Annotated in this window: 26 protein-coding genes; 15 read left to right on the forward strand and 11 right to left on the reverse strand. The window is 62.0% G+C overall.

All coding sequences use genetic code 11. The annotated features are described in order from the left end of the window. Nucleotides 1-2: 2 nt before the first annotated feature. A complete protein-coding gene (locus NKH97_RS07355; protein ID WP_023812303.1) occupies nt 3-1,181 on the reverse strand; it encodes a BaiN/RdsA family NAD(P)/FAD-dependent oxidoreductase in 1,179 nt (392 codons plus the stop codon). 82 nt (nt 1,182-1,263) lie between these two features. Beyond that, nucleotides 1,264-1,851 carry a TetR/AcrR family transcriptional regulator gene (locus tag NKH97_RS07360; protein WP_352795895.1) on the reverse strand — a complete coding sequence of 196 codons (588 nt, stop codon included), beginning with the start codon at nt 1,849-1,851 and terminating at the stop codon, nt 1,264-1,266. A gap of 139 nt (nt 1,852-1,990) precedes the next feature. Between NKH97_RS07360 and NKH97_RS07365 the strand changes: the two genes are divergently transcribed. After that, nucleotides 1,991-2,548, forward strand: coding sequence for a DUF308 domain-containing protein (locus NKH97_RS07365; RefSeq protein ID WP_352795897.1), 558 nt, complete (start codon nt 1,991-1,993; stop codon nt 2,546-2,548). A gap of 141 nt (nt 2,549-2,689) precedes the next feature. Here the strand turns inward: NKH97_RS07365 and NKH97_RS07370 are convergent, their stop codons facing one another. The 5 genes from NKH97_RS07370 to NKH97_RS07390 form a co-directional block, all read right to left on the reverse strand. Then, nucleotides 2,690-3,427, reverse strand: a complete 738-nt coding sequence (locus NKH97_RS07370) for a dienelactone hydrolase family protein (protein ID WP_352439871.1) — start codon at nt 3,425-3,427, stop codon at nt 2,690-2,692. A gap of 104 nt (nt 3,428-3,531) precedes the next feature. Further along, a complete protein-coding gene (locus NKH97_RS07375) occupies nt 3,532-4,836 on the reverse strand; it encodes a CynX/NimT family MFS transporter (RefSeq protein WP_352795899.1) in 1,305 nt (434 codons plus the stop codon). Continuing rightward, the gene (locus tag NKH97_RS07380) at nt 4,833-5,510 is read right to left on the reverse strand and encodes a FadR/GntR family transcriptional regulator (RefSeq protein WP_352795901.1); all 678 of its coding nucleotides are present in this window, start codon (nt 5,508-5,510) and stop codon (nt 4,833-4,835) included. The genes NKH97_RS07375 and NKH97_RS07380 overlap by 4 nt, the downstream gene beginning before the upstream one ends. Before the next feature lie 125 nt (nt 5,511-5,635). After that, nucleotides 5,636-6,331, reverse strand: a complete 696-nt coding sequence (locus NKH97_RS07385) for a 4Fe-4S dicluster domain-containing protein (RefSeq protein WP_352795903.1) — start codon at nt 6,329-6,331, stop codon at nt 5,636-5,638. Between the two features lie 89 nt (nt 6,332-6,420). Beyond that, nucleotides 6,421-7,995, reverse strand: coding sequence for a trimethylamine methyltransferase family protein (locus NKH97_RS07390; RefSeq protein WP_127382453.1), 1,575 nt, complete (start codon nt 7,993-7,995; stop codon nt 6,421-6,423). A 274-nt stretch (nt 7,996-8,269) separates the two neighbouring features. On the opposite strand from NKH97_RS07390, the gene NKH97_RS07395 reads away from it, so the two are divergent. Beyond that, nucleotides 8,270-8,968, forward strand: coding sequence for a cobalamin B12-binding domain-containing protein (locus tag NKH97_RS07395; protein ID WP_352678289.1), 699 nt, complete (start codon nt 8,270-8,272; stop codon nt 8,966-8,968). 84 nt (nt 8,969-9,052) lie between these two features. On the opposite strand, the gene NKH97_RS07400 is transcribed toward NKH97_RS07395, so the two are convergent. After that, the gene (locus NKH97_RS07400) at nt 9,053-9,193 is read right to left on the reverse strand and encodes an EncA/B family entericidin (RefSeq protein WP_352795906.1); all 141 of its coding nucleotides are present in this window, start codon (nt 9,191-9,193) and stop codon (nt 9,053-9,055) included. A 64-nt stretch (nt 9,194-9,257) separates the two neighbouring features. Between NKH97_RS07400 and NKH97_RS07405 the strand changes: the two genes are divergently transcribed. The 10 genes from NKH97_RS07405 (at nt 9,258) to NKH97_RS07450 (ending at nt 18,444) form a co-directional block, all read left to right on the forward strand. Further along, complete coding sequence (locus NKH97_RS07405) at nt 9,258-9,887, forward strand: DUF1638 domain-containing protein (protein ID WP_352795908.1); 630 nt, start codon at nt 9,258-9,260, stop codon at nt 9,885-9,887. Nucleotides 9,888-9,999: 112 nt separating this feature from the next. Continuing rightward, nucleotides 10,000-10,575 carry a DUF4893 domain-containing protein gene (locus NKH97_RS07410; protein WP_352795910.1) on the forward strand — a complete coding sequence of 192 codons (576 nt, stop codon included), beginning with the start codon at nt 10,000-10,002 and terminating at the stop codon, nt 10,573-10,575. A 93-nt stretch (nt 10,576-10,668) separates the two neighbouring features. Next, on the forward strand, nt 10,669-11,448 hold the full coding sequence (locus NKH97_RS07415; RefSeq protein ID WP_128304381.1) for a formyl transferase: 780 nt from the start codon (nt 10,669-10,671) through the stop codon (nt 11,446-11,448). Between the two features lie 203 nt (nt 11,449-11,651). Continuing rightward, nucleotides 11,652-11,954: a virulence factor gene (locus NKH97_RS07420; protein ID WP_023812316.1), complete on the forward strand. Its 303-nt coding sequence runs from the start codon at nt 11,652-11,654 to the stop codon at nt 11,952-11,954. Next, nucleotides 11,947-12,585 carry a methylenetetrahydrofolate reductase C-terminal domain-containing protein gene (locus tag NKH97_RS07425; protein ID WP_128304382.1) on the forward strand — a complete coding sequence of 213 codons (639 nt, stop codon included), beginning with the start codon at nt 11,947-11,949 and terminating at the stop codon, nt 12,583-12,585. Before NKH97_RS07420 ends, NKH97_RS07425 begins: the two co-directional genes overlap by 8 nt. Further along, nucleotides 12,582-13,673 carry a methylenetetrahydrofolate reductase gene (locus tag NKH97_RS07430; RefSeq protein WP_352795913.1) on the forward strand — a complete coding sequence of 364 codons (1,092 nt, stop codon included), beginning with the start codon at nt 12,582-12,584 and terminating at the stop codon, nt 13,671-13,673. The genes NKH97_RS07425 and NKH97_RS07430 overlap by 4 nt, the downstream gene beginning before the upstream one ends. 141 nt (nt 13,674-13,814) lie before the next feature. Then, nucleotides 13,815-14,789 carry a methyltetrahydrofolate cobalamin methyltransferase gene (locus tag NKH97_RS07435; RefSeq protein WP_023812319.1) on the forward strand — a complete coding sequence of 325 codons (975 nt, stop codon included), beginning with the start codon at nt 13,815-13,817 and terminating at the stop codon, nt 14,787-14,789. Continuing rightward, on the forward strand, nt 14,740-16,890 hold the full coding sequence (locus tag NKH97_RS07440) for an ASKHA domain-containing protein (RefSeq protein ID WP_352795916.1): 2,151 nt from the start codon (nt 14,740-14,742) through the stop codon (nt 16,888-16,890). The genes NKH97_RS07435 and NKH97_RS07440 overlap by 50 nt, the downstream gene beginning before the upstream one ends. Before the next feature lie 193 nt (nt 16,891-17,083). Next, the gene (locus NKH97_RS07445; RefSeq protein WP_348629751.1) at nt 17,084-17,263 is read left to right on the forward strand and encodes a hypothetical protein; all 180 of its coding nucleotides are present in this window, start codon (nt 17,084-17,086) and stop codon (nt 17,261-17,263) included. A gap of 233 nt (nt 17,264-17,496) precedes the next feature. After that, nucleotides 17,497-18,444 (forward strand): alpha/beta hydrolase, encoded by a 948-nt coding sequence (locus NKH97_RS07450; protein WP_128304386.1) that lies wholly within the window; start codon nt 17,497-17,499, stop codon nt 18,442-18,444. Between the two features lie 27 nt (nt 18,445-18,471). Here NKH97_RS07450 and NKH97_RS07455 read toward each other — a convergent pair whose 3' ends face one another. After that, the gene (locus NKH97_RS07455) at nt 18,472-19,371 is read right to left on the reverse strand and encodes a LysR substrate-binding domain-containing protein (RefSeq protein WP_127291815.1); all 900 of its coding nucleotides are present in this window, start codon (nt 19,369-19,371) and stop codon (nt 18,472-18,474) included. A gap of 218 nt (nt 19,372-19,589) precedes the next feature. On the opposite strand from NKH97_RS07455, the gene NKH97_RS07460 reads away from it, so the two are divergent. The 3 genes from NKH97_RS07460 (at nt 19,590) to NKH97_RS07470 (ending at nt 21,532) form a co-directional block, all read left to right on the forward strand. Next, nucleotides 19,590-19,775 carry a hypothetical protein gene (locus NKH97_RS07460; protein WP_013531162.1) on the forward strand — a complete coding sequence of 62 codons (186 nt, stop codon included), beginning with the start codon at nt 19,590-19,592 and terminating at the stop codon, nt 19,773-19,775. A gap of 338 nt (nt 19,776-20,113) precedes the next feature. After that, on the forward strand, nt 20,114-20,248 hold the full coding sequence (locus NKH97_RS07465) for a hypothetical protein (RefSeq protein ID WP_023812324.1): 135 nt from the start codon (nt 20,114-20,116) through the stop codon (nt 20,246-20,248). Between the two features lie 345 nt (nt 20,249-20,593). Continuing rightward, on the forward strand, nt 20,594-21,532 hold the full coding sequence (locus NKH97_RS07470; RefSeq protein ID WP_348625597.1) for a GlxA family transcriptional regulator: 939 nt from the start codon (nt 20,594-20,596) through the stop codon (nt 21,530-21,532). Between the two features lie 76 nt (nt 21,533-21,608). Here the strand turns inward: NKH97_RS07470 and NKH97_RS07475 are convergent, their stop codons facing one another. Continuing rightward, nucleotides 21,609-21,950, reverse strand: coding sequence for a peptidase inhibitor family I36 protein (locus tag NKH97_RS07475; protein WP_023812325.1), 342 nt, complete (start codon nt 21,948-21,950; stop codon nt 21,609-21,611). A 166-nt stretch (nt 21,951-22,116) separates the two neighbouring features. Next, complete coding sequence (locus NKH97_RS07480; RefSeq protein ID WP_352795920.1) at nt 22,117-22,965, reverse strand: DUF1194 domain-containing protein; 849 nt, start codon at nt 22,963-22,965, stop codon at nt 22,117-22,119. Nucleotides 22,966-22,976: the final 11 nt, after the last annotated feature.

Below are 22,976 nucleotides of genomic sequence, written 5' to 3' on the forward strand. Positions count from 1 at the left end.
GTCTAGGCCGCCTGCCCCGCCACCCAGCCCGATGACCATGCCCACTGGAAATTATAGCCGCCCAGCCAACCCGTGACATCGACGACTTCGCCGATGAAAAACAGGCCCGGCACGGATTTCGCCTGCATCGTCTTCTGGTCCAGCCCGTTGGTGTCGACCCCGCCCAGCGTCACTTCGGCGGTGCGGTAGCCCTCCGAGCCGGCAGGCTTGATGCGCCAGTCATTGACTGCGGCAGTTATGGTTTTCATCTGGGCGTCGGAAAGATCGGCAAGGTTGCCGTCGATCCCGGTGCGCTCGGCGATCGACTGCGCAAGCCGCTTCGGCAGATGATTTGCCAGCACCGTCTGTACCGCTTGCCGCCCATTGCTTCGCTTGGCCACGCGGATGAGGTCCGCCACGTCAACTCCCGGCAGCATGGCGATGCGGATTTCATCGCCCTCGCGCCAATAGGACGAGATCTGCAGGATGGACGGTCCGCTGACGCCGCGATGCGTGAACAGCATCGCTTCGGAGAACCGCGTCTTGCCGCAGGCGACTTCCGCGTCCACGGCATTGCCGGCCAGCGGCGCCAGCCGCTCGAGCGTGTTTGCGTCGAAGGTCAGCGGAACCAGCGCCGGCCGCGTTTCGACAACAGCAAGGCCGAACCGTTCGGCAAGCTCATAGCCGAAACCGGTCGCCCCCATCTTGGGGATCGACTTGCCGCCGCAGGCCACGACCAGCGACTGGCAAGTAACCAAGCCTGTGAAGAGGGTGAGCGCAAACCCCTCCACGGTTTTGCGGACATCCTCAACGCTGGCCGAGAGCGCCAGCTCCACGCCCCTGCCCCGCATTTCCGAGACCAGCATGTCGATGATCTGGCGTGCGGAGCCATCGCAGAACAGCTGCCCAAGCGTCTTCTCGTGATAGGCAATGCGGTGGCGTTCGACGAGGGCGATGAAATCGCGCTGCGTGTGGCGGCTGAGCGCCGAAATGCAGAAATGCGGATTGCCCGACAGAAAATTCTTCGGGCTGGCATGGATGTTGGTGAAATTGCACCGGCCGCCGCCGGAGATGCGGATCTTCTCGCCAGGCATTGCCGCATGATCGAGGATCAGCACCGAACGGCCGCGCTTGGCCGCCTCCACGGCGCACATCATTCCGGCGGCACCCGCGCCGATGATCACGACATCATAGGATTGCATCAGGCTATTCGTTTCCGCTCGACCCACTCACATGGGGCCGCGCCAATTGTGCTGCCTGATACCACTTTGGCCCGACAGTTTTCTAGCAATTCCGTCCCAGCAGCATGGTGATCTGGAGGGTGACGATTGTGGTGAACAGCCCGGGATCACTGAAAGCCCTCGCGGACAGCATTGCCCCATGAACCGATGCCATCAGCATCTGGGCCTCCTCCTCCGGCCGGTTGTTCAAGCGGAACAAGTCCTGCTCCATTCCAGCCCGCAGCACCGACGTAAGCCATCCCGCGAGATTTTGGAAATGGGCACGAACGCGTGATGCGACCTCTTCCGGCAGCATCTGCATCTCGCCGGCGAGCATCGCGCAGACGCAGAAGGACGGCGAGGCATCGCGAATGCATGTCCGCCAATAGTTCATGTAGGACTGCAGTTGTTCAGCAGGGCTTGAGAGTTCTCCCCGGAGAGACTCCAAACCCACTTCGGCCTGCCGCCTGTAACGATCCACCAGCACCGAGACCAGCTCGGCCTTCGTCGGAAAGTGATGGTGGATGCTCGCCTTCCTGATGCCGATCGCAGCCGAGATATCGGCATAGCTGAACCCGTTATAGCCTCCCGCGATGATGAGAGACTGCGCGATATCGAGAATTTTTTCTGAAGTCGAAGTCATTGATTTCATATCGCGACCTACCTTCTGGTAGGCAAACTGTCAACGTTGTGCATCGTTTTCGCTTCTCACGGAGAGGTGTTCGAGCGCCGGGTTGACTCAAAGCACATACCTTCCTACTGGTAGGTAGGCAACAACAAGGAGCCTGCCAATGCAAAGCCAATCTTCGATCCGGTCCAACTGGTTGCGATCCTATTATTTTGGACGCGCCATATTCTCTATCGCCTGGGTTGCTGCCGCCATTCTCTTCAGCGGGCAATCCCATCCCGCCGCGTTTCTGCTCGTGATCTACCCGGCATGGGACGCCTTTGCCAACCTGGTTGACGCCAGGGTAAATGGCGGCCTGAAAGCCAACTCGTCTCAAGCATTGAATGTCGTGGTCAGCCTGATAACGGCGCTCGCCGTCATCGTGGCGGTCAGCAACAGCATGTATGCCGTTCTGGCCGTGTTTGGGGTTTGGGCGATCCTCTCGGGCCTGCTGCAGCTGAATACGGGACTAAGGCGCTGGCGCTGCTATGGCGCGCAATGGGCGATGATCCTGAGTGGTGCGCAATCGGCCCTCGCCGGCGGCTTCATGATCAGCCTATCCCTCGGCACTGTTGCGCCGACGATTCTGGACATCGCCCCTTATGCCGGGTTCGGCGCGTTTTACTTTCTGCTCTCCGCAATTTGGCTTGTCGTAGCAGCCTATCGCAAGGCAAACGCCTAGGCGCAGCCTGATCCGGCGGCGGCAAGGTGAACAGTCATCTGCCGCCGTCGAAAGGGCAAGCATCGCTCACTCTTCGCCGCATCGGCTGCCATTCTGGTTCAAAGTCACGTAGCGTCCTGCTCAGGGGCGCGACCCCTGACCTTAGATCAGCGTCTCGGCGAACAACGTCGTCAGCCGCTTCCAATGGCGTTCGGCACCCGCGGCATTGAAAACGCTATGATCGGGCACGCACCAGCCATGCGCCATGCCGGCATAGTTCTCGATGACGTGGTCGACTTCCGCAACCCGCAACGCTTCCTCCAATCGCATCGATTGTTCCGGCGGGAAACTTCTGTCGACACCCGACATGCCGATATAGACGCGCGCCTTGATGGAGGCTGCCTTACGATGCGGGCTGTCGGCGGCGTCGCTGGCCAGATTGCCGCCATGGAAGCTTGCCGCCGCCTTGATCCTGTCGGGATAGGTTGCAGCCGCATTCAGTGCCCGGCCGCCACCCATGCAATAGCCGACGGTACCGATCGGCCCGGTGATGCCTTCCGCCGCAAGCGCGTCGAGGAATGCACCGCTGTCGCTGATGGTCATCTCCTGCGTCGTGCCGGTGACCAGCGCCATCAGCGCTGTCTTGGTCTTTTCCTCGACGAACGCGGTCTTGGCGTCGAACGGCCCGTAAGGCGCGTTGCGGTAGAACAGGTCGGGCACCAGCACCGCATAACCTTCATTCGCCAGCCGCTCGGCCAGGCTGTCGAGCGCCGGTCGCGGACCGAAGGCGTCCTGATAGAGAATGACGCCGGCCTTGGCAGGAGATGCGTTTGCCGAGTGAAAAAGCCCTGCTTTGGCAACGCCATCCCTGGTCTTGATCTGCAGGTCCTGCTTCGTCATCGCCCGCTCCGTTCGATTGATGCGCGATACATATCCGGCCAAGCCGATACGGCAAGGCGTTCCCTGAACCTGACAGTCAACATTTCGTGCAGGATTGCGTGACGCTATTGCTCGCCCTCGCGCACGGTCCGCGCGCCGACATGCAGCGCACGGCCGGCACCGAGCCCCATGATGGCTACGCCAAGCCCGAGCGCGACGAACAGGAACGCCGTCCCCGAAAAACTGCCGGTCCAATCGCGGATCAGGCCCACCAGCAGCGGGCCGAATGCCGCCAGTACATAGCCGACGCCTTGCGCCATGCCTGAAAGATGCGCGGCGACATGCGAATCCGGCGAACGCAGCACGATCAAGCTCATGGCAGCCGCGATAAGGCCCCCCTGCCCAATGCCTTGCAGGACCGCCCAGAACAGCACCGTCGAGGTCGGCGCAAAGAGAATGCCGAGCAGCGCGATCACCGCCGTGGCAACGAGCGCCACATTGATGCCGCGCTGGTCCTTCAGCCGCATCGCAAAGGATGGCACGGCGAGGCACGTGATGACCTGCGCCATCACCGACACCGAAACCATCGCACCGGCGGTGGCCGCGTCAAAGCCGCGCTCGCGCAGGATCGGCGCCAGCCAGCCGAAGATGCAATAGGCAAGTGCCGACTGCAGCCCCATGAACAGCGTCACCTGCCAAGCCAGGCGATCGCGCCAAAGCCCGACGACGTGAAAGCCGCGATGACTGACCTGCCGACGGCTGCCCAGCGCCTGCGGAATCCAGATCAAAAGCACGACCAATGTAGGCACCGCCCAAGCAGCGAGTGCCCCGGACCATGAACCGGTGACAAAATGCTCGATCGGCAGCGTGAAGCCCGCGGCGGCGGCCGAACCGGCGCAGAGCGCCATGGTGTAGAGCCCGGTCATGACAGCGGCCCTGTCGGCGAAATCGCGCTTCACCAGGCCCGGCAGCAGCACATTGCCGATGGCAATCGAGCCGCCGGCAAGGAAGGTGGCGATAAACAGCAGCGGCACTGATCCGAACCCGCGCAGCCCGGTTCCCAGCACCAGCAAGGCGAGCGCGCCGAGCAAGGTGCGTTCCGCCCCATAGCGTTGGGCAAGTTTTGGCGCGAAGGGCGCAAACAGACCCAGGCACAGGACGGGCAGCGTCGTCAGCAGGCTGGCGCCGGTCGTCGACAGCCCGGTCGCCTGCATCACTTCGGGCAACAGCACCGACAGGCTGGAAAACAGCGGCCGCAGGCTGAAGGCGATCAGCACAAGGCTCGCTCCGAGCACGATACGCGCCGCACGGCTGTGCAGTTCAGGCGGCTGCGGCACGGGCAGGCTGTCGGCTTCCGCATCGATGAGCTGCAGCCCCTCGATGGCCTCGGATTGCGCCTTCGGGTCAGGCTGACGAAAAGTCTCGTTCATTGCGAAAGCAGTCTTTCAAGTTGGGCAAGCACCGGCGCCATGAAGGCTCGGACGGCGGCAACGGCGCGCTCGGGATCGCTCGCGGCAATGGCGTCGACGATTGCCGCATGCGCCTGGTGGTCCGGTTCGGGCAGATCGCCGTCGATGGTGGCATGGATGGTCTCGGTGATGGCGGCGGTGAAGAAGTCATAGAGCTCCATCATCGCCCTGTTGCCGGACGCCGCGACGACGGATTTGTGGAAAGCAAGATCGCGCCGGATGAAGGCTTCGCTTCCGCCGTCGGCGACGGTGCCGCGCGCGGCAAGCAATTGCCGCATCCGCTCGAGGTCGGCTGGCGTGTGACGCAAGGCGGCGAGCCTCGCGGCCTCGAGGTCCAGCGCCGCCCGCGCCTCCCACTGATCGCGCAAGCCGCTGCGTTTGACCCGGTCGAGCGAGGCAGAGGCATCGACGGCGGAGCGCACATAGGTACCCGAGCCCTGACGCGTATCGAGCAAACCTTGCGAAACCAGCACCCTCACCGCTTCACGCACCGTGCCACGGCTGACCGACAAAAGATCGGTAAGAGCTGCCTCATTGGGAATACGCTCGCCGACGCCCCAGCGGCCGCTGACGATCTCGGCACGCAGGCTCTCAGCCGCGCTGTCAGTGAGATTGGTTCTGATGGCGGGTTGCATGAAGCCTATTCATCAAGTCATCTGATGACTTGATGAATAGGCTTGCACCTGCCAGCCGTCAAGATGCTCTCTTGGAATCCGCATACACGCACCGATGCGAAACGGGTATCAGCGTCGCATTTCGATCAGTCGGCCGCTGCCGCAAAGCTTGCCATGTGAAACGCCTGGACCTCCAAGGGATAGCGATAGGCCGTGCCATACGGACAGGCATTTCGATCAAGGCAGCCGCCGCTACGGCACGGCTCGCCATTCACCCCTCGCATATGCACCAGACAGGACTGGTAGGCGAATCCTTGTGCGGAATAGGCGTCGACCGGGCAGGATTTCAGGCAGGGTTTCTCGACACAGGTATCGCAAAGGTGGGGCGCTGCCTCAGCGGCCTGAACCGGAAGCTCGTCGTCAAACAGCAGCGCACCGCGATAGGCGTGCCAGAGCCCGTATTGCGGATGCATGAGGATGCCGAGCGGCGACGGCCTCAGCCCCTCCGCCCGCATCGCCCATTGCTGGAACGGCAGATAAGGCTTGTCGGAAGGGGAAACGGCCCGCGCTCCAAATGTCTCCGCCACCGCGCCAATCACTTCGCGTGACCACGTATCGAGCGGATTGGCGATTGCCTGTGGCTGCTGCTCCCGCCAACGCAGGAAATGCAGCCAGGGTGCCGCGCCAGCCTGCCCCACCAGCAGGACGGCCGCTGCCGGCGCACCTGATGATCCCGTTGGCGGCGCTTCGCCTGGTGCAAAATTGAAACCGCCACGAAGAACAAGGCCGTTAGCGAGAAGCGCCTCAGCAATAAGATCAACGCTGCCGGCAGGCGCAATCATTCCTTCTTGACCGGATCGGAGAACGCGCTCCGCCAGACTTCCTTGTGGATGATGTTGGCGACTTTAGCCCCGCCTGACTCGGGCTCCTTTCAAGTGAAGGCGTCGGGCATCGACCCCTTCTTCTTGGCGATGAAGTCCTTCAACGCTTCGTCGATGCTCGGATCGAGATACGGCGCCTCGTAGCTTTCCAGCCAGCGGCGGGCGAGTTCGTTGGCACGCTGCGGCGCGGTCTTCTCACCTTCGGCCAGCCACTGCTCATAGGAATTGTTGTCGGCGATGTTGGAGCGGTAGAAGGCGGTCTGGAAATTTGCCTGGGTGTGGTCGCAGCCGAGATAGTGGCTGCCGGGGCCGACCTGGCGGATGGCGTCCATCGCCTGGCCGTTTTCCGACAGGTCGACGCCCTCGGAAAACTTCTGCGTCATGCCGAGCTGATCGATGTCCATCATGAACTTCTCATAACAGGACGCGAGCCCGCCCTCGAGCCAGCCGGCAGAGTGCAGCACGAAGTTGGTGCCGGCCAGGATGGTCGAGTTCAGCGTGTTGGCGCTTTCATAGGCCGCCTGAGCATCCGGAACCTTGGACGCGCAGAGCGAGCCGCCGGTGCGGAACGGCAGGCCCAGCCGACGCGCCAGCTGCGCGGCGCCATAAGACACCAGCGACGGCTCCGGCGTGCCGAAGGTCGGCGCTCCCGACTGCATCGAAATCGACGAGGCGAAGGTGCCGAACAGCACCGGCGCGCCGGGACGGATCAACTGCGTGAACGAGGCGCCGGCCAGCACTTCGGCCAGGACCTGCGTTAGCGTGCCGGCCACCGTCACCGGGCTCATCGCGCCCGCAAGGATGAACGGCGTGACGATGCAGGCCTGGTTGTGGCGCGCATAGACTTTCAGCGCGCCGAGCATGGTCTCGTCGAACACCATCGGCGAGTTGGCGTTGATCAGGCTGGTCAGCACCGTGTTGTTCTCGACGAAATCGTCGCCGAACACGATCTTGGCCATGGCGACGGTGTCTTCGGCGCGTTCCGGCGCGGTCACCGAGCCCATGAACGGCTTGTCGGAATATTTGATGTGGCTGTAGATCATGTCGAGGTGGCGCTTGTTGACCGGCACGTCGACGGGCTCACACACCGTGCCGCCCGAATGGTGGATCGACGGCGCCATATAGGCGAGCTTCACGAAATTCTGGAAATCCTCGATCGTCGCATAACGCCTGACGCCATCGAGGTCACGCACGAAGGGCGGACCGTAGACCGGCGCAAAGACGGTGGCATTGCCGCCGATCTGCACCGAACGCTCGGAATTGCGCGCATGCTGGGTGTAGACGGACGGCGCGGTCTTGAGCAGCGAACGGCACAGCCCCTTCGGAAAGTGCACGCGCTCGCCCTTGACGTCGGCGCCGGCCTCTTTCCACAGTTGCAGCGCTTCCGCGTCATCACGGAAGATGATGCCGATCTCCTCGAGCACCGTGTCGGTGTTCTTTTCGATCAGCGCCAGGCCTTCCTCGTCCAGCACCTCGTAAACGTTGATCTTGCGTTTGATGTAGGTGAGCTGCGTACCCGGGCCACCGCCCGAACGTGCTGCCCGCCGGGCTGCAGCCCCGCCGCTGGCGCCACGCCCACGTCGCGCGTTTGACGCTTCCTGATCGACTGCCGCGTGTTCGCTCATGGTGGTTCTTCCCTGAATCTGTTCTTGTCTGGAATCCATAGCGGCTGCATCTCGCCGCTTCTTGCCAGATCGTAGCCATGCACCCTATTCGAAACGGCCCGCCAGCGCCAACGCCTGTCGCAAAATCGACAAGAATTCCAAGAGAGTTACGGTCGCTTTCCTTTTGCGGGAAGTCGCAAATCAGCTATGGATACATGCCCTCAGCGGGTTAGGTATGAACGCGAAGATGTGTGCCTTGCGACATGGTCGCGATGCCGGCAGGAGCTCGATACAAATGTCCGACGACGAGATCATCCTTTCCGAACTTTCCGACGACGAGTTGGTGCAGCAGATGCACGACGATCTCTATGACGGGCTGAAGGAAGAGATCGAGGAAGGCACCAACATCCTGCTCGAGCGCGGCTGGGTGCCCTACAAGGTGCTGACCGAGGCACTGGTCGAAGGCATGCGCATCGTCGGCGAGGATTTTCGCGACGGCATCCTGTTCGTGCCCGAAGTACTGTTGTCGGCCAATGCGATGAAGGCCGGCATGTTCATCCTGCGTCCGCTGCTCGCCGCCACCGGCGCGCCGAAGCAGGGCAAGATGGTCATCGGCACCGTCAAGGGCGACATCCACGACATCGGCAAGAATCTCGTCGGCATGATGATGGAAGGTGCTGGCTTCGACGTCATCGATCTCGGCATCAACAATGCGGTCGAGAAATATCTCGATGCGATCGAACAGCACCAGCCGGACATCATCGGCATGTCGGCACTGCTGACCACGACCATGCCTTACATGAAGGTCGTCATCGATACGATGAAGGAAAAGGGCATCCGCGACGATTATGTCGTGCTGGTCGGCGGCGCGCCGCTGAACGAGGAATTCGGCAAGGCCGTCGGCGCCGATGCCTATTGCCGCGACGCTGCGGTGGCCGTGGAGACCGCGAAGGACTACATGAAGCGCAAGCACAATTTGCGGGCTTCGGCCTGATTGGCCGTTTCGGCATGGATATCAAGAAAGCCGCGCCTTGCAGCGCGGCTTTTTTGTTCCCAGATGAAGAAGGCCGAGCGCGGATCAGGGATTGTTGACGGTTTCCTCGACCGCATTGGCAGTTGATTTGACGTCCTTGCCGACGCCGCGGACGGTGTTCGCACAGGCCGTGAGGGCCAGGGCGCAGGCCAGAATGGCAATTGGCGTGATGCGTAGCAGTTTCATGGACGGTGTCTCCCTCAATAGATAAATTAGCCCCACAGCAACGAAGGCCGGCTCGACTGGCTCCATGGTCAAGACGCAAAAAACGAAACCGAATCAAGACGACAGGCTGCTGGTTATCGCCTGTGGGATGATTGCGCGCGAAGTTCTGGCCGTCAAGGAACAGCTCGGACTGGATCACCTCGACCTGACCTGCCTGCCGGCGGAATTCCATTTCTATCCCGACCGCATCGCCCCGGCCATGGACAAGGCAATCGAAAAGGCCAAGGCGGAAGGCTACGTCAACATCTTCGTCGGCTATGCCGATTGCGGCACCGGCGGCCTGCTCGACCGTATATGCGAGAAGCACGGTGTCGAGCGCATGGCCGGGCCACACTGCTTTGCCTTCTATCAAGGCATGGAAGCCTACGCGAAAATCGCCGACGACGACATGATGTCGTTCTACATGACCGACTTCCTCTGCCGGCAGTTCGACGCCTTCTTCATGAAGCCGCTTGGCCTCGACAAGCACCCGGAGTTGATCACGGACTATTTCGGCAACTACGAAAAGCTGATCTACCTGGCCCAGACCAACGATCCGGAACTCGACAAGGTCGCCGAAAAAGCCGCAAAAATGCTTGGTCTCGTCTATGAACGCCGCGCAACCGGCTACGGCGACCTGACGGCCGGAATGGCGCAGGCGGCTGCACACGCCTGAAGCAATTCTTGACCCGCCATGCTCCAACCCTGGATGACAGGCCATCGAGAACGGGTAAGTTGTGCGCCACAAGGCAACAGGCCCTCCAGCCATTCGAACGTGGAAACGCACGATGACCCCTCGCCTCTTGATAGCCGCACTCGGTCTCCTCTGTTTCGCCCTGCCCGCTCATGCCGATGGCGAGATACAGAAACTCATCACCCCGGCCGACAAGAAGCGGCTCGACAATTATGGCGAGACGCGCAAGGCGGCGCTTGCCGAAGCGAAAGCTGGAGACGCGGCCGAGGTCAAGCAACTCGACGCCTTGCTGGCAAAACCGCTGGTGGCCTTTTCCGACAAGGACCTGACCGGCAGTTGGCGGTGCCGCACCATCAAGGCCGGCGGGCCTTTGCCGCTCGTCATCTATGGCTGGTTCAAGTGCAAGGTGACCGACGACGGTTCCGGCTGGCGGCTGGAAAAGATGAGCGGTTCGCAGCGCACCAAGGGCCGCTTCTTCGACGATGGCGAGAAACGCGCGATCTATCTCGGCTCCTTCTATGTCAAGGATGATCCGGCAAAGCCCTATGGAAGCGGCCCGCAAACCGACCAGGTCGGCTACGCCTTCCGCAACAGCGCCAAGGAATGGCGTATCGAATTTCCGGCGCCCTACTACGAATCGAAGCTCGATATCATCGAATTCAAGCGCTGACTGTGTATCGAAGGCTGATCACCAAGGATTAACCCGGACGCCCTAGCATCCCAACCATTATCAAGAACGGGTTGCTTGGAGGGGGCAATATCCATGGCAGCATCAGAATCCAGCACGCGGATCGTGGTCGTCACCGGAGGCGGCCAGCATGTCTGGGCTATGATCAATGCAATCGCCGATCGCGTTGGTCCTGTCAGCGTCGTCCTCGAAACCCCTGAATCCAAAAAGCAATTGCTGCGTGGCCGGGCTCGCCGCCAAGGCTGGATCTCCGCCATGGGCCAGCTTGGCACGATGGTGCTGAGCAGGTTGGGCAAGCGATTCCTGGCCGGCCATAGCGCGCGATTGATTGCCGAGGAGAAGCTGGAGGTTGAGCCGCGACCAGGCCAGGAGATCATCCAAGTATCCTCGGCCAATGGGCTTGAGTGCCTGCAGGTAATCCAGAAGATCCGGCCAGGCGTTGTGCTGCTCAACGGTTGCCGACTAATCTCGGCGGAGATGCTGAGCAAAATGCCCTGCCCGGTGCTCAATTACCATGCGGGCATCACGCCGAAATATCGCGGCATGAATGGCGGCTATTGGGCTCTGGTATCAGGCGATGCGCAGAATTTCGGCACGACTGTCCACCTCGTCGACGCTGGCGTCGACACCGGTGGCGTGCTGAAGCAGGCGCGCGGACGATCGAAAAAGGGCGACACCATCTCAAGTCACGCGCTACGCCAGACGGCGTTCTCGCGCGACATCTGCGTCGAGGCCGTCAGCGATGCACTGGCTGGAAAACTCACGACGATCGATCCCGGCCTGCCTTCGAAGCTGTGGTATCATCCGACGATCTGGTTCTACGTCTGGACGGGCCTCAGAACCGGCATCTGGTAGCGAGTTCCTCGCCCGTATCCGCATGCCGCACGCTGGCTCTTCCGGCGCGTCGAACCTGCCGCCAGCACACGCCGCAAACGAATAAACCCACCTTTCATTTTACGACATCCAAATGCGTCGCTTTTGAATGCGCGCGCGTCGTCCCATAACAAGCGGCCCCACTGCGCTTCCGGCAATGCTCGCAGATCGAGGAGTGAGAATTCATGGCCGATCTGATCGTCGTCTACTGGCGCGACATCCCAGCCCAAATCATCGTCAAGAAGGGCCGGCAGAACGCCAAGCGCGAACTGCCGCTGCGCTTCACCGAGGCGATCGACATGTGCGCGATGCGCACTGGCGCCGGCGGCACCGACGATTATCTGGCCGAATGGCGCAAGGCCGATCCCGTCCCGGTCGGCGACGACCTCGAAGCCGAGGTCGAGAAGGCATTCAACGATATCGACACGAAATACGACCGCGAGCGGCTGGTCGCCCTGGTCAAGGCAGGCGGCAAAGAAAATGTCTGAAACCATTCCTGCCAAGGATGGCCAAAGGGTTGTCCAGCCGGTTACCCAAGCCACTCTGGTCAAGAAGGCAGCGCCGAAATCCGACTACAAGCCGGCCGACGTGTCGCCGCAGCGGCGCGTGCAGCGTTCCTTTGCGGTTCGGCTGTGGTCGATCAGGCATTCGCGTCTGCTCGAATGGTTCTACGCCAAATTCGCCGACATGTTTCTGCTCCTCCATCCCCTCTGGAAGGGCATAGGCTACGGCCGCGTCGAAGGACCGATCAAATTCGTCGAGAAGCGCGTCAAGGGCTTCATGTTCGACTGCCGCATGTGCGGCCAGTGCATCTTGTCCTCGACCGGCATGTCGTGCCCGATGAACTGCCCCAAGCAATTGCGCAACGGCCCTTGCGGCGGCGTCCGCGCCAACGGCAATTGCGAGGTCGAGCCCGATATGCCCTGCGTCTGGGTCAAGGCCTGGGAAGGCTCGCAAAACATGGTGCACGGCGACAGGATCCTGACCGTGCAGAAGCCGGTCGACCAGTCACTGCGCGAAACCTCGGCCTGGCTGCGGGTGACCGCGCAGGCGGCCACCGCGCGCGAAGCGGCCGCTGCCGCCAAGAATGAGACGGCCAACACCGGGGCGTCGGCATGATCGGCCGCCAGCGCGACGAGAACCCGGCCGGCATCCACCTGCCGCTCGAACCCCTGCCCGGCCACACCTCGCGCGGCCGGCTGGAACGCGTCCTGCGGCGCGGCGAGTTCGCGGTGACCACGGAACTCAACCCGCCCGACAGTGCCGATCCGGAAGACGTCTATAACAGGGCAAAAATCTTCGATGGCTGGGTCGACGCCATCAACGCCGTCGACGCATCGGGCGCCAATTGCCACATGTCGTCGGTCGGCATTTGTGCGCTTTTGACCCGCATGGGCTATGCGCCGATCATGCAGATCGCCTGCCGCGACAAGAACCGCATCGCCATTCAGGGCGACGTGCTGGGGGGTGCCGCCATGGGCGTGGCCAACATGCTGTGCCTCACCGGCGACGGCGTGCAGGCCGGCGACCAGCCCGGCGCCAAGCCGGTGTTCGACCTCGACTGCATGTCACTGTTGGAAACCTGCCGCATCATGCGCGACAACGGCAAGTTCCTGTCCGGCCGCAAGCTGACGACGCCGCCGCAGCTTTTCCTGGGTGCTGCGATCAACCCGTTCGCGCCGCCGATCGATTTCCGGCCGCATCGCCTGGGCAAGAAGATCGCCGCCGGCGCGCAATTCGTACAGAGCCAGTATTGCTTCGACGTGCCGATGTTCCGCACTTACATGCAGAAGGTGCGCGACCTCGGCTACACCGAAAAATGCTTCATTCTGGTTGGCGTCGGCCCGCTCGCCTCGGCCAAGACAGCCAAGTGGATCCGCTCCAACGTGCCGGGTATCCATATTCCCGATTCTGTCGTCAAGCGGCTGGAAGGCGCCCAGGACCAGAAAAAGGAAGGCAAGCAGCTCTGCATCGACATCATCAACGAGGTGAAGGAAATATCAGGCGTTTCCGGCGTTCACGTGATGGCCTACCGGCAAGAGGAATATGTCGCCGAGATCGTCGATGAATCGGGCGTGCTGAAGGGCCGCCAGCCGTGGAAACGCGAGATCCGTCGCGACGACCAGCTTGTCGCCGACCGGCTCGACAGCATCTTGCACGACGACATTACCGAAACGCAGGTGGACATGGTGAAGACCGCGCACTGATGTATGTCGCCCAAAAGTGGGAACCGGTTTTGGGACAACGACATACTTTAACTCGAGGCGAAGCGCGGACGGCCACCCATTCGCTTGAACGAAACCAGACAACGATATAAAGAAATCTTTATATCACGGCGGAGAGAATTCATGACCCGTACCATCGTCGCTTCGGCGACACGAGAAATCATCATCGGCTTCGACCAGCCGTTCTGCGTGATCGGTGAACGCATCAACCCGACCGGCCGCAAGAAGCTGGCCGCCGAGATGATCGCGGGCAATTTCGAGACCGTCATCAGGGACGCATTGGAGCAGGCAGCCTGCGGCGCCACCATGCTCGACGTCAACGCGGGCGTCACCTCGGTCAATCCGAACGAGACCGAACCCGGCCTCTTGGTGCAGACGCTGGAGATCGTGCAAGGGCTTGTCGACCTGCCGCTGTCGATCGACAGCTCCGTCACCGCCGCGATCGAAGCCGCGTTGAAGGTCGCCAAGGGCCGCCCGCTGGTCAACTCCGTCACCGGCGAGGAAGAAAAGCTCGAAGCCATCCTGCCGCTGGTGAAGAAGTACAATGTGCCTGTCGTCGCCATCTCCAACGACGAGACCGGCATTTCGATGGATCCGGACGTGCGTTTCGCCGTCGCCAAGAAGATCGTGCAGCGCTGCGCCGATTTCGGCATTCCGGCGCATGACGTCGTCGTCGACCCGCTGGTCATGCCGATCGGCGCGCTGGGCGATGCGGGCCGCCAGGTGTTCGCGCTGCTGCGTCGCCTGCGCGAAGAACTCAAGGTCAACACCACCTGCGGCCTGTCCAACATCTCCTTCGGCCTGCCGCATCGCCACGGCATCAACGCCGCCTTCATCCCGATGGTGATCGGCGCCGGCATGACATCAGCCATCATGAACCCGGTGCGCCCGCAGGAAATGGAAGCCGTGCGCGGCGCCAATGTGCTGAACGGCACCGACGAGAACTGCACCAACTGGATCAGGACCTACAAGGACTACAAGCCGGCCGAAGGCGGCCAGGCCGTCGCCGCCCCGACGCAGGTCAACGCGCCGGGCGACGGCGCCGGCAATGGCGGCCGCCGCCGTGGCGGCCGTGAAGCCCGGATGGGCCGAGGATAAGCGCGCAATCGTGAACTCACCTGCAAACATCACCGATCCGCTCGTGCTTTTCATGCCGTCCGGCAAGCGCGGGCGGTTTCCTGTCGGCACGCCGGTGCTTGATGCCGCGCGCCAGCTTGGCGTCTATGTCGAAAGCGTCTGCGGCGGACGCGCCACCTGCGGACGCTGCCAGATCGAAGTGCAGGAAGGCAATTTCGCCAAGCACAAGATCACCTCCTCCAACGACCACATCACGCCCAAGGGTGCCAAGGAAGAGCGCTATGAGCGCGTCCGCGGCCTGCCCGAACGGCGCCGCCTCTCCTGCTCGGCGCAGATCCTCGGCGACCTCGTCATCGACGTGCCGCAGGACACCGTCATCAACGCGCAGACCATCCGCAAGGATGCCGACACCAGGGTCATCGCCCGCGATTCGGCGATCCGCATGTGCTATGTCGAGATCGAAGAACCCGACATGCACAAGCCGCTTGGCGATCTCGACCGGCTGAAGATCGCGCTGATGCACGACTGGGGCCTGAAAAGCCTCGATTTCGATTTCTATCTGCTGCCGCAGGTGCAAGGCATCCTGCGCAAGGGCAACTGGACCGCGACCGCCGCGATCTACAAGGATGCCGACTCAGAGACCGCGCGCGTCGTGGCACTTTGGCCCGGCCTCAAGAACGAAGCCTATGGGCTGGCTTGCGACATCGGCTCGACCACCATCGCCATGCATCTGGTATCGCTGCTGTCGGGCCGCGTCGCCGCCTCGTCGGGCACCTCGAACCCGCAGATCCGCTTCGGCGAGGACCTGATGAGCCGCGTCTCCTATGTGATGATGAATCCTGACGGGCGCGAAGGCATGACGGTCGCCGTGCGCGAGGCGATCTCGGGTCTCGTCGACAAGGTCTGTGCCGAAGGCAATGTCCAGCGCAACGACATCCTGGACAGCGTCTTCGTCGGCAATCCGATCATGCACCATCTGTTCCTCGGCATCGATCCGACCGAGCTTGGCGGCGCGCCCTTTGCGCTGGCCGTTTCGGGCGCCGTGCATATCAAGGCATCCGACATCGGCTTGAAGCTCAACCAGGGCGCCAGGCTCTACATGCTGCCTTGCATCGCCGGCCATGTCGGAGCGGACGCGGCGGCGGTGACGCTGTCGGAAGGCCCGCATCGCCAGGACGAGATGATGCTGATCGTCGATGTCGGCACCAATGCCGAGATCGTACTCGGCAATCGCCAGCGGGTGGTTGCGGCTTCCTCGCCCACCGGCCCTGCCTTCGAGGGTGCCGAAATCTCCGGCGGCCAGCGGGCAGCACCCGGCGCCATCGAGCGCGTGCGCATCGACCCAGACACGCTGGAGCCGAAATACCGCGTCATCGGCTCGGAACTGTGGTCCGACGAACCGGGCTTCCTGGAGAGCGTCCAGGCAACCGGCGTCACCGGCATCTGCGGTTCCGGCATCATCGAGGTGGTGGCCGAGATGTATCTCGCCGGCATCATTTCCGAGGACGGCGTCATCGACGGCGGGCTTTCGGCCCGTTCGCCGCGCGTCACCGCCAACGGCCGCACCTTCTCCTATGTGCTGAAGGAAGGCTCCGCCGCATTGACGGAAGATGGGCCGAAGATCACCATCACCCAGACCGATGTGCGCGCCATTCAGCTTGCCAAGGCAGCGCTTTATGCCGGGACCAAGCTGTTGATGGAAAAGCAGAACACCGAGCATGTCGACCGCATCCATTTCGCCGGCGCCTTCGGCTCCTTCATCGATCCGAAATACGCCATGGTGCTCGGGCTGATCCCGGATTGCGACCTCGACAAGGTCTCGGCCGTCGGCAACGCCGCAGGTGCCGGCGCCCGCATGGCGCTGCTCAATCGCGGCTACCGCCGCGAGATCGAGGACACGGTCAGCAAGATCGAGAAGATCGAGACGGCGCTGGAACCGAAATTCCAGGAGCATTTCGTCTACGCCATGGCGCTGCCCAACAAGGTCGATCCGTTCCCAAAACTGTCGGCAGCGGTGAAACTGCCGCCGCGCAAGACGATCAGCGAGGACGGCGTTGCCGGCGACGCCGCTCCCCGACGGCGTTCGCGCGAAGGCCACGCCGCCAGGCGTGGACGGGAATAAGCGGCCGCGCCCAGGCCACCGCCTTTCCAAACTCATTTGCATGCAAATGTTTCCGGATCGCTTGATCCGGAAACCAAAACGCTGTTTTCGTGAAATTCGCCAGATACATGGCAGGCGCATTCAACCGGCATCGAATGGCAGGCTGGAGATATCTTTCAGCCGTCGCAACGCTCCAGAGGAGACAACGATGTCAATGCTCGAAAGCCTCGGCCGCTATGGCACGGCCATCAAGAATGCTCACGACCGCAGCAAGGCGCGGCGCTTGTTGAACAGCCTGCCGCCTGAGATTCAGAAGGACATCGGCTGGCCGGTGTCGCCGCGATCCAGCGAAAAGGCAGCACTCATCAACACCATCTGGAGCGCCGCGCGCTGATGACCTTCGCAGACAAATGCAAATTGCTCGGCATGCGCCGGGGATCTCGCATGTCCCCGGCGACCACCAGCAACCGGCTGCGTGCCGCACTTTTGCCGCGCCGCTGAGCATCGCGGCGCGGATCACACCAGCGTGTAGATACGGCGCGAATCTTGACATTTTCGGCCACGGCACGATCTTCGAAGATAGTGGGGGTTCTCTTAGTCGGCTTTGGCCGAAGTTCGCGTATCCGCATGCCAAGTTTGAAAAGCCATGTCGTGTCTTTTGTCCTGCGGCACAGCCGCAAGCAGGCATTTGCCAGTCCGGAAAATCTGCAGCGCTGGATCGCGGCCGCGCGCAAGACCGAGAACCACCGGCCGCCCGCCTCGCTGCACCAGCGTCTCGACATCGAGATGCATACGGTCGATGGCTTCCCCGTCTACGAAATCGCACCCAGGACCGGCGAGCAGAAGCGGATTCTCTACTTGCACGGTGGTGCATATGTCTTTGAAATCACACCCTATCATTGGCACCTAATCGCCGAGATGGCGGATCGGCTGGGCTACGGGATCACGGTGCCGATCTATCCAATCGCTCCCGAACACGATTTCCATGCCATGTTCGGAATGGTTGGCGATGTCTACCGGCAGATGCTCGCCGAGACGGAAGCCGAAGACATCGTCTTCATGGGCGATTCCGCCGGCGGCAATATGGCTGTGGTGCTGACCATGATGGCCGCCGAAGAAGGACTGCCCCTGCCGTCGCGGCATGTGCTCATTTCGCCGGGTCTCGACGTGTCGCTCACCAATCCCGCAGTGTTCGAGGCGGAACGCAACGACCCTTGGCTGGGCATAGCTGGCGGACGAGAGGCAATTCGCCTGTACAGTGCCGGCATCGATCCCAGCGATTGGCACATCAGCCCGGTCTATGGAGATTTGTCCGTGCTGCCAAGGACGCTGCTTTTGACCGGCTCGCGCGATCTTTTGACTCCCGACAATCTGATCTTCGCCGAAAAAGCCCGCGCAGCCGGCGTTGAAATCGATCTTGTCTATGAGGAAGGCATGTTCCACGTCTGGCCGCTGATCGACATGCCGGAAGCGCGGCGCGCCCGCGAGCGCATCGTCGCCTTTCTCGGGGAGAGCCGGATCGTGCACGATACGAGAGTAAGGCATGAACAGCGCCCCGCCGAAGCGGCGGAGTAGCTCTATACTATCGTCCTTGCCAGCCGGTCAGAACTTGCCGGTTTCCCGGAAGACTTCGAAAGTCGCGCGGATGTGGTCGGCAACGGCCTTGACGGGGGCACTGGCATCCGGCGCCACCACCATCGCCAGATTGTAGGTCCCGATGTCGGGCATGCCGTCCTTCGGGCAGAGTTCGACCATGTCGTTGCCGAGGAACGACTTCGGCAATGGCGCCACGGCGAGATCGGACATGATCGCGGCGCGCTGGCCGGCCGTGTGCGCGCTCATATAGGCGATGCGGTAGTTGCGGCCCTCGCGGCCAAGCGCGTCGAGCGCCCCGGCACGCCAGGCGCAGCCCTCTTCCCACAGCGATACCGGCAAGGGCTCGCGCAGATGCGCACAGCCGCCCTTGGCACCGGCCCAGACGATGGGCTCGGTCAGCAGCACCTCGGCGCCGAGCGCGCTGGTCTTGTAGGAATTGGTCAACAGCGTGATGTCGAGCGCCCGGTCGTCCATGCGCCGGCGCAGATTGCTGCTCTGGTCTATGGTGACGTCGACGGCGATCGACGGATGCGACTGCGCGAAACGCTTCAGCACATGCGGCAGCACGCGCTCACCGTAATCGTCCGGCGAGCCAAGCCGCACCACACCGACAATGTCGGGAATGATGAACTTCGACACCACCTCGCGATTGATGGACAGCAGCCGGCGGGCATAGCCGAGCAGCATCTCGCCGTCCGTCGTCAGCGACACCGAGCGAGCGTCGCGCGCGAACACGGAGCGGCCGAGAATGTCCTCGAGCTTCTTGATCTGCATGGAAACGGCCGACGGCGTGCGGAACACGGCATTGGCGGCGGTGGTGAAGCTGCCGGTCTCGGCAATCGCCACGAACGTGCGCAAAACATCGAGATCGAGCAGTGGCAGCGGATGATTGAGCGGGGCGTTCATGGCAACCGACCTTCAATTTTTCTGATACAAAACATCATTCCATTTCGTTTGATTGAACATCAGAATGGGTGGATAGTCAACTCCATCGAAGCAGTAGCTGCCACAAGCAGCCATGAAACGACCTCGACACAGACCTGCATTCGACACGAAATGAAGTTGAAACAAACCCGCAGTAGCCAACTCGCTGTCTGGCACTAGCCAACCCAAAGGAGAAAGAGATGTCTATCCTGTCGTCCCTTGGTCGCATCGCGACCGAATTCAGCGCGGCACGCGCGCGCTATCAGACCGAGCGCGCTATCCGCTCCCTGCCGATCGAACTGCAGAAGGACATCGGCTGGCCTGAAGCTTCCGACACCAAGACCGGTACTCGCAATGGCATCGGATCCTGGGCTGGAGCAAAGTAGATCGTGTGTACCATGTGCTGAAGGCCTGCCGCGCAGCCCGCCCGGCAGGCCTTCTCTGTTTTACTTGTATTCAACTGAGCTTTGGAGCCATGTCGCCGGCGCATGACGCATATGAGAAAGCCGCATAGCGGCTCCTGTTTCCAATTAATGCCTTGTAAATAATCGTAAATTTTGGGCACCTTGCTCAAATCTGTCGCAATCGATGTCGCATTTCATATCAAGCGCTTCGCTTTTGCGATTTAGTTTCTACTTACACAAGCCTATATCAGCGCCAGCAAACGAGCTGCCCCACTCCATCAAGCGAAGGCGACCCGTCTAAGCAACAAATGGAGATGATTATGAAGCTTTTTGCACGCCTCTTTGCCCGCCGCGAAATGAACCTGACCACCGCTCTCGAGCGTCAGCGTCTTGCCAACACCATGCCCGGCCAGACCGGCGCCATGAATGCGGCGCGCCTCGGCTTCATCGCCTGAAGATTTCTAGAGGCAGCGCATCCCTGCCGCTGCTTTAAAATTGCAACGCCGCCTGGCTCCAGCCAGAGCGGCGTTTTGTTCTGTGCGCAGGCCGTACGTTGCCCGTCCCTTGAACAGTTCGTGCCACTTCCAGGGCTCGCTGCACGCCGATTGCCCATTTGCGACCCATGTCGCAAATTTAATCTTGTCGTAGCGGCGTAGCCGATTGACAGACATGGTTTTTCCTGATGTCGCTATGCTATTCGCGACATCCTGTTCGCGCCATGGCTGTGTGAGGTTCCCTTGAACGCGGTAAAGCATCCGATCAAGCGATCGTTTGTATTCTTCCTTATTCCCGATTTCACCATGATCGCTTTTGCGACCGCGCTCGACCCGCTGCGCTCGGCCAATCGCATGCTCGGCTACGAGGCCTATCGCTGGCGCCTCGCCAGCATCGACGGCAAGCCGGTGCGCGCCTCGAACGGGGTCGAATGCGCGGTCAACACCTCGCTCGAGGATGAGCGCAAGAAGATGGCAGGTCCCGACCGGCCAAACATGGCCATCGTCTGCAGCGGCATCAACGTCGAGCGCTACCAGAACAAGTCCGCCTTCGCCTGGCTGCGCGAGGAATACAATCGCGGCGTCGCCGTCGGCGGCCTGTGCACCGGCGCGCATATCCTCGCCGCCGCCGGCCTGTTGTCCAACAAGCGCTGCGCCATCCACTGGGAGAACCTGCCGGGCTTTTCAGAGGCGTTTCCGAAGGCCAATGTCTTTGCCGACCTCTTCGAGATCGACCAGAATATCTACACCTGCGCCGGCGGCACTGCCGCGCTCGACATGATGCTGAAGCTGATCGGCGACGACTTTGACGAGAACCTCGTCAACCGCGTCTGCGAGCAAGTGCTGACCGACCGCGTACGCAGCCCCACCGACCGCCAGCGCCTGCCGTTACGCGCCCGCCTCGGCGTCCAGAACTCAAAGGTGCTGACCATCATCGAACTGATGGAGGGCAATCTGTCGGAGCCGCTGTCACTGATCGAGATCGCCGACCATGTCGACCTGTCGCGCCGCCAGATCGAGCGGCTGTTCCGCACCGAGATGGGCCGCTCCCCCGCCCGCTATTATCTCGAAATCCGGCTCGACCGCGCCAGGCATCTCTTGATCCAGTCCTCGATGCCGGTGGTCGAGGTGGCGGTCGCCTGCGGCTTCGTCTCGGCATCGCATTTCTCCAAATGCTACCGAGAACTCTACGCCCGCTCGCCGCAGCAGGAGCGCGTCGACCGCAAGCAACTGCTGGCGGCCTGATCCGATACGCCCACGGACAAACAGGCTAGTGTCATGATATCGTCAGGCAGCGGCGCCCCGCTGCCTGGAACCAACCTCAGTAATCGTCGCAGGTGCATTCCGCCGAGGAGATACGGTCGTTCCAGTCGCTGCCGCCCAAATTGCGGATCCTGCGCGTGATCTCGATCGAGCGGCCGCCCATCCTAGAATCCTCATAGGCCACGAGCGTGCAGCCGCGGCGAACGATCACCGACGACACACGGTCATTCCAGAACTGGCCGCCACGAAAATTTACGGAATCCTCGGCACCCATGCCGATGGACCGCCCGCGAAAATTCCCGTTCTCGAACATGATACAGGCAGCCTGGTTGTATTGGGCGCTGGCGACGTCGGCATACAGCACGGACGCGACTGCGGTCAGGATGGCAAGACGTCTCATCGGTTTTTCCTCGGTTCGGCAGCGCTCCTGGCTGGGTCACGCGGCCTGCCCAGTTTGCCACTGCTTCGGTCGCGGAGGCAAGCCTGGAGCGTAAGCCCGAACAGGTAGGCAGCGGGGCAAGAGCGGGAGCCGGTTCGGCAAAGATCACGCTCAATGGGGAAGAGCTTTAGCGGCTGTCGAACATCCAGCTGCGGTTTCGCCACATTTTCTCGCCGACCAGACAATCGGTGGTGGATCTCTCCTGTGCCAATATCACCGGCGGATGCGCGGCTTCTTCCGCCGCCCATTGCGGCGAGGCCGGACCGGCGAGTTCCAACACCAGCTTGCGGCGAATGGCTTCGGGAAACTGCGTCCAGTCATTGACCGGGATCATGAAGGCTCCGGGACCACCAATGACGCAGTCGCTGTAGTAGCGATCGAGATTGCTGACGTCGTAGGCGCCGATGAAGCCGCCTCGCGTCATCAGCGGCAGGCCGTTGATGACGATGCCTTGCTTGATCAGCTCGTCGCGGGTCAGGTTGACCGGCGCGCCCTGATTGTTGGGGCCGTCGCCCGAAATGTCGATGACCCGCTTCGTGCCTCGGTAGCCGCTTTCGGCGAACAGGTCGTTGCCGAACTCCAGCGCTCCGGAGATCGAGGTGCGCCGCGCGCTGTTGGGCGGCTGCGCCGACAACTGCGCAACCACGCGCTCGGCGTCGGTGCGGCTGGCGATCACCGTCCACGGCACGATGACGCGCTGCCAGGTGGTACCGGCCCATTCGACATAGGTAACGGCGATCTTGCCATGGGCGCCGTCGGCAATGGCCTGCAGCACATTGTCGTGCGTCAGCGCCGCTGCGTAGCCGTGACGCTGGATCTCGAGTTCGTCCGGAGACATCGACAGCGAGACATCGACGGCCAGCACCAACTCGACATCGACGGGCTCGTCAGCATGGGTCGCGGGCGTCAACCAGAGCGTCAGCGCGAACGCGGCGCAGCTTGAAAGGAAATGTCTTGCGCAGGCAAAAGCAGACATGCCGCAAGGGT

Source organism: Mesorhizobium sp. M0870 (genome assembly GCF_040319775.1).
In the GTDB taxonomy this organism is placed as follows: Bacteria; Pseudomonadota; Alphaproteobacteria; order Rhizobiales; family Rhizobiaceae; genus Mesorhizobium.

What these genes read in the sequence shown, in the direction of transcription:
- NKH97_RS07455 (WP_127291815.1), bottom strand. Translation starts at nt 19,371, where the DNA reads ATGAACGCCCCGCTCAATCATCCGCTGCCACTGCTCGATCTCGATGTT.
- NKH97_RS07375 (WP_352795899.1), bottom strand. Translation starts at nt 4,836, where the DNA reads ATGAACGAGACTTTTCGTCAGCCTGACCCGAAGGCGCAATCCGAGGCC.
- NKH97_RS07420 (WP_023812316.1), top strand. Translation starts at nt 11,652, where the DNA reads ATGGCCGATCTGATCGTCGTCTACTGGCGCGACATCCCAGCCCAAATC.
- NKH97_RS07440 (WP_352795916.1), top strand. Translation starts at nt 14,740, where the DNA reads ATGGCGGCCGCCGCCGTGGCGGCCGTGAAGCCCGGATGGGCCGAGGAT.
- NKH97_RS07385 (WP_352795903.1), bottom strand. Translation starts at nt 6,331, where the DNA reads ATGATTGCGCCTGCCGGCAGCGTTGATCTTATTGCTGAGGCGCTTCTC.
- NKH97_RS07370 (WP_352439871.1), bottom strand. Translation starts at nt 3,427, where the DNA reads ATGACGAAGCAGGACCTGCAGATCAAGACCAGGGATGGCGTTGCCAAA.
- NKH97_RS07465 (WP_023812324.1), top strand. Translation starts at nt 20,114, where the DNA reads ATGAAGCTTTTTGCACGCCTCTTTGCCCGCCGCGAAATGAACCTGACC.
- NKH97_RS07480 (WP_352795920.1), bottom strand. Translation starts at nt 22,965, where the DNA reads ATGTCTGCTTTTGCCTGCGCAAGACATTTCCTTTCAAGCTGCGCCGCG.
- NKH97_RS07450 (WP_128304386.1), top strand. Translation starts at nt 17,497, where the DNA reads ATGCCAAGTTTGAAAAGCCATGTCGTGTCTTTTGTCCTGCGGCACAGC.
- NKH97_RS07425 (WP_128304382.1), top strand. Translation starts at nt 11,947, where the DNA reads ATGTCTGAAACCATTCCTGCCAAGGATGGCCAAAGGGTTGTCCAGCCG.
- NKH97_RS07400 (WP_352795906.1), bottom strand. Translation starts at nt 9,193, where the DNA reads ATGAAACTGCTACGCATCACGCCAATTGCCATTCTGGCCTGCGCCCTG.
- NKH97_RS07355 (WP_023812303.1), bottom strand. Translation starts at nt 1,181, where the DNA reads ATGCAATCCTATGATGTCGTGATCATCGGCGCGGGTGCCGCCGGAATG.
- NKH97_RS07435 (WP_023812319.1), top strand. Translation starts at nt 13,815, where the DNA reads ATGACCCGTACCATCGTCGCTTCGGCGACACGAGAAATCATCATCGGC.
- NKH97_RS07445 (WP_348629751.1), top strand. Translation starts at nt 17,084, where the DNA reads ATGCTCGAAAGCCTCGGCCGCTATGGCACGGCCATCAAGAATGCTCAC.
- NKH97_RS07365 (WP_352795897.1), top strand. Translation starts at nt 1,991, where the DNA reads ATGCAAAGCCAATCTTCGATCCGGTCCAACTGGTTGCGATCCTATTAT.
- NKH97_RS07395 (WP_352678289.1), top strand. Translation starts at nt 8,270, where the DNA reads ATGTCCGACGACGAGATCATCCTTTCCGAACTTTCCGACGACGAGTTG.
- NKH97_RS07430 (WP_352795913.1), top strand. Translation starts at nt 12,582, where the DNA reads ATGATCGGCCGCCAGCGCGACGAGAACCCGGCCGGCATCCACCTGCCG.
- NKH97_RS07475 (WP_023812325.1), bottom strand. Translation starts at nt 21,950, where the DNA reads ATGAGACGTCTTGCCATCCTGACCGCAGTCGCGTCCGTGCTGTATGCC.
- NKH97_RS07405 (WP_352795908.1), top strand. Translation starts at nt 9,258, where the DNA reads ATGGTCAAGACGCAAAAAACGAAACCGAATCAAGACGACAGGCTGCTG.
- NKH97_RS07410 (WP_352795910.1), top strand. Translation starts at nt 10,000, where the DNA reads ATGACCCCTCGCCTCTTGATAGCCGCACTCGGTCTCCTCTGTTTCGCC.
- NKH97_RS07390 (WP_127382453.1), bottom strand. Translation starts at nt 7,995, where the DNA reads ATGAGCGAACACGCGGCAGTCGATCAGGAAGCGTCAAACGCGCGACGT.
- NKH97_RS07380 (WP_352795901.1), bottom strand. Translation starts at nt 5,510, where the DNA reads ATGCAACCCGCCATCAGAACCAATCTCACTGACAGCGCGGCTGAGAGC.
- NKH97_RS07460 (WP_013531162.1), top strand. Translation starts at nt 19,590, where the DNA reads ATGTCTATCCTGTCGTCCCTTGGTCGCATCGCGACCGAATTCAGCGCG.
- NKH97_RS07415 (WP_128304381.1), top strand. Translation starts at nt 10,669, where the DNA reads ATGGCAGCATCAGAATCCAGCACGCGGATCGTGGTCGTCACCGGAGGC.
- NKH97_RS07470 (WP_348625597.1), top strand. Translation starts at nt 20,594, where the DNA reads ATGATCGCTTTTGCGACCGCGCTCGACCCGCTGCGCTCGGCCAATCGC.
- NKH97_RS07360 (WP_352795895.1), bottom strand. Translation starts at nt 1,851, where the DNA reads ATGAAATCAATGACTTCGACTTCAGAAAAAATTCTCGATATCGCGCAG.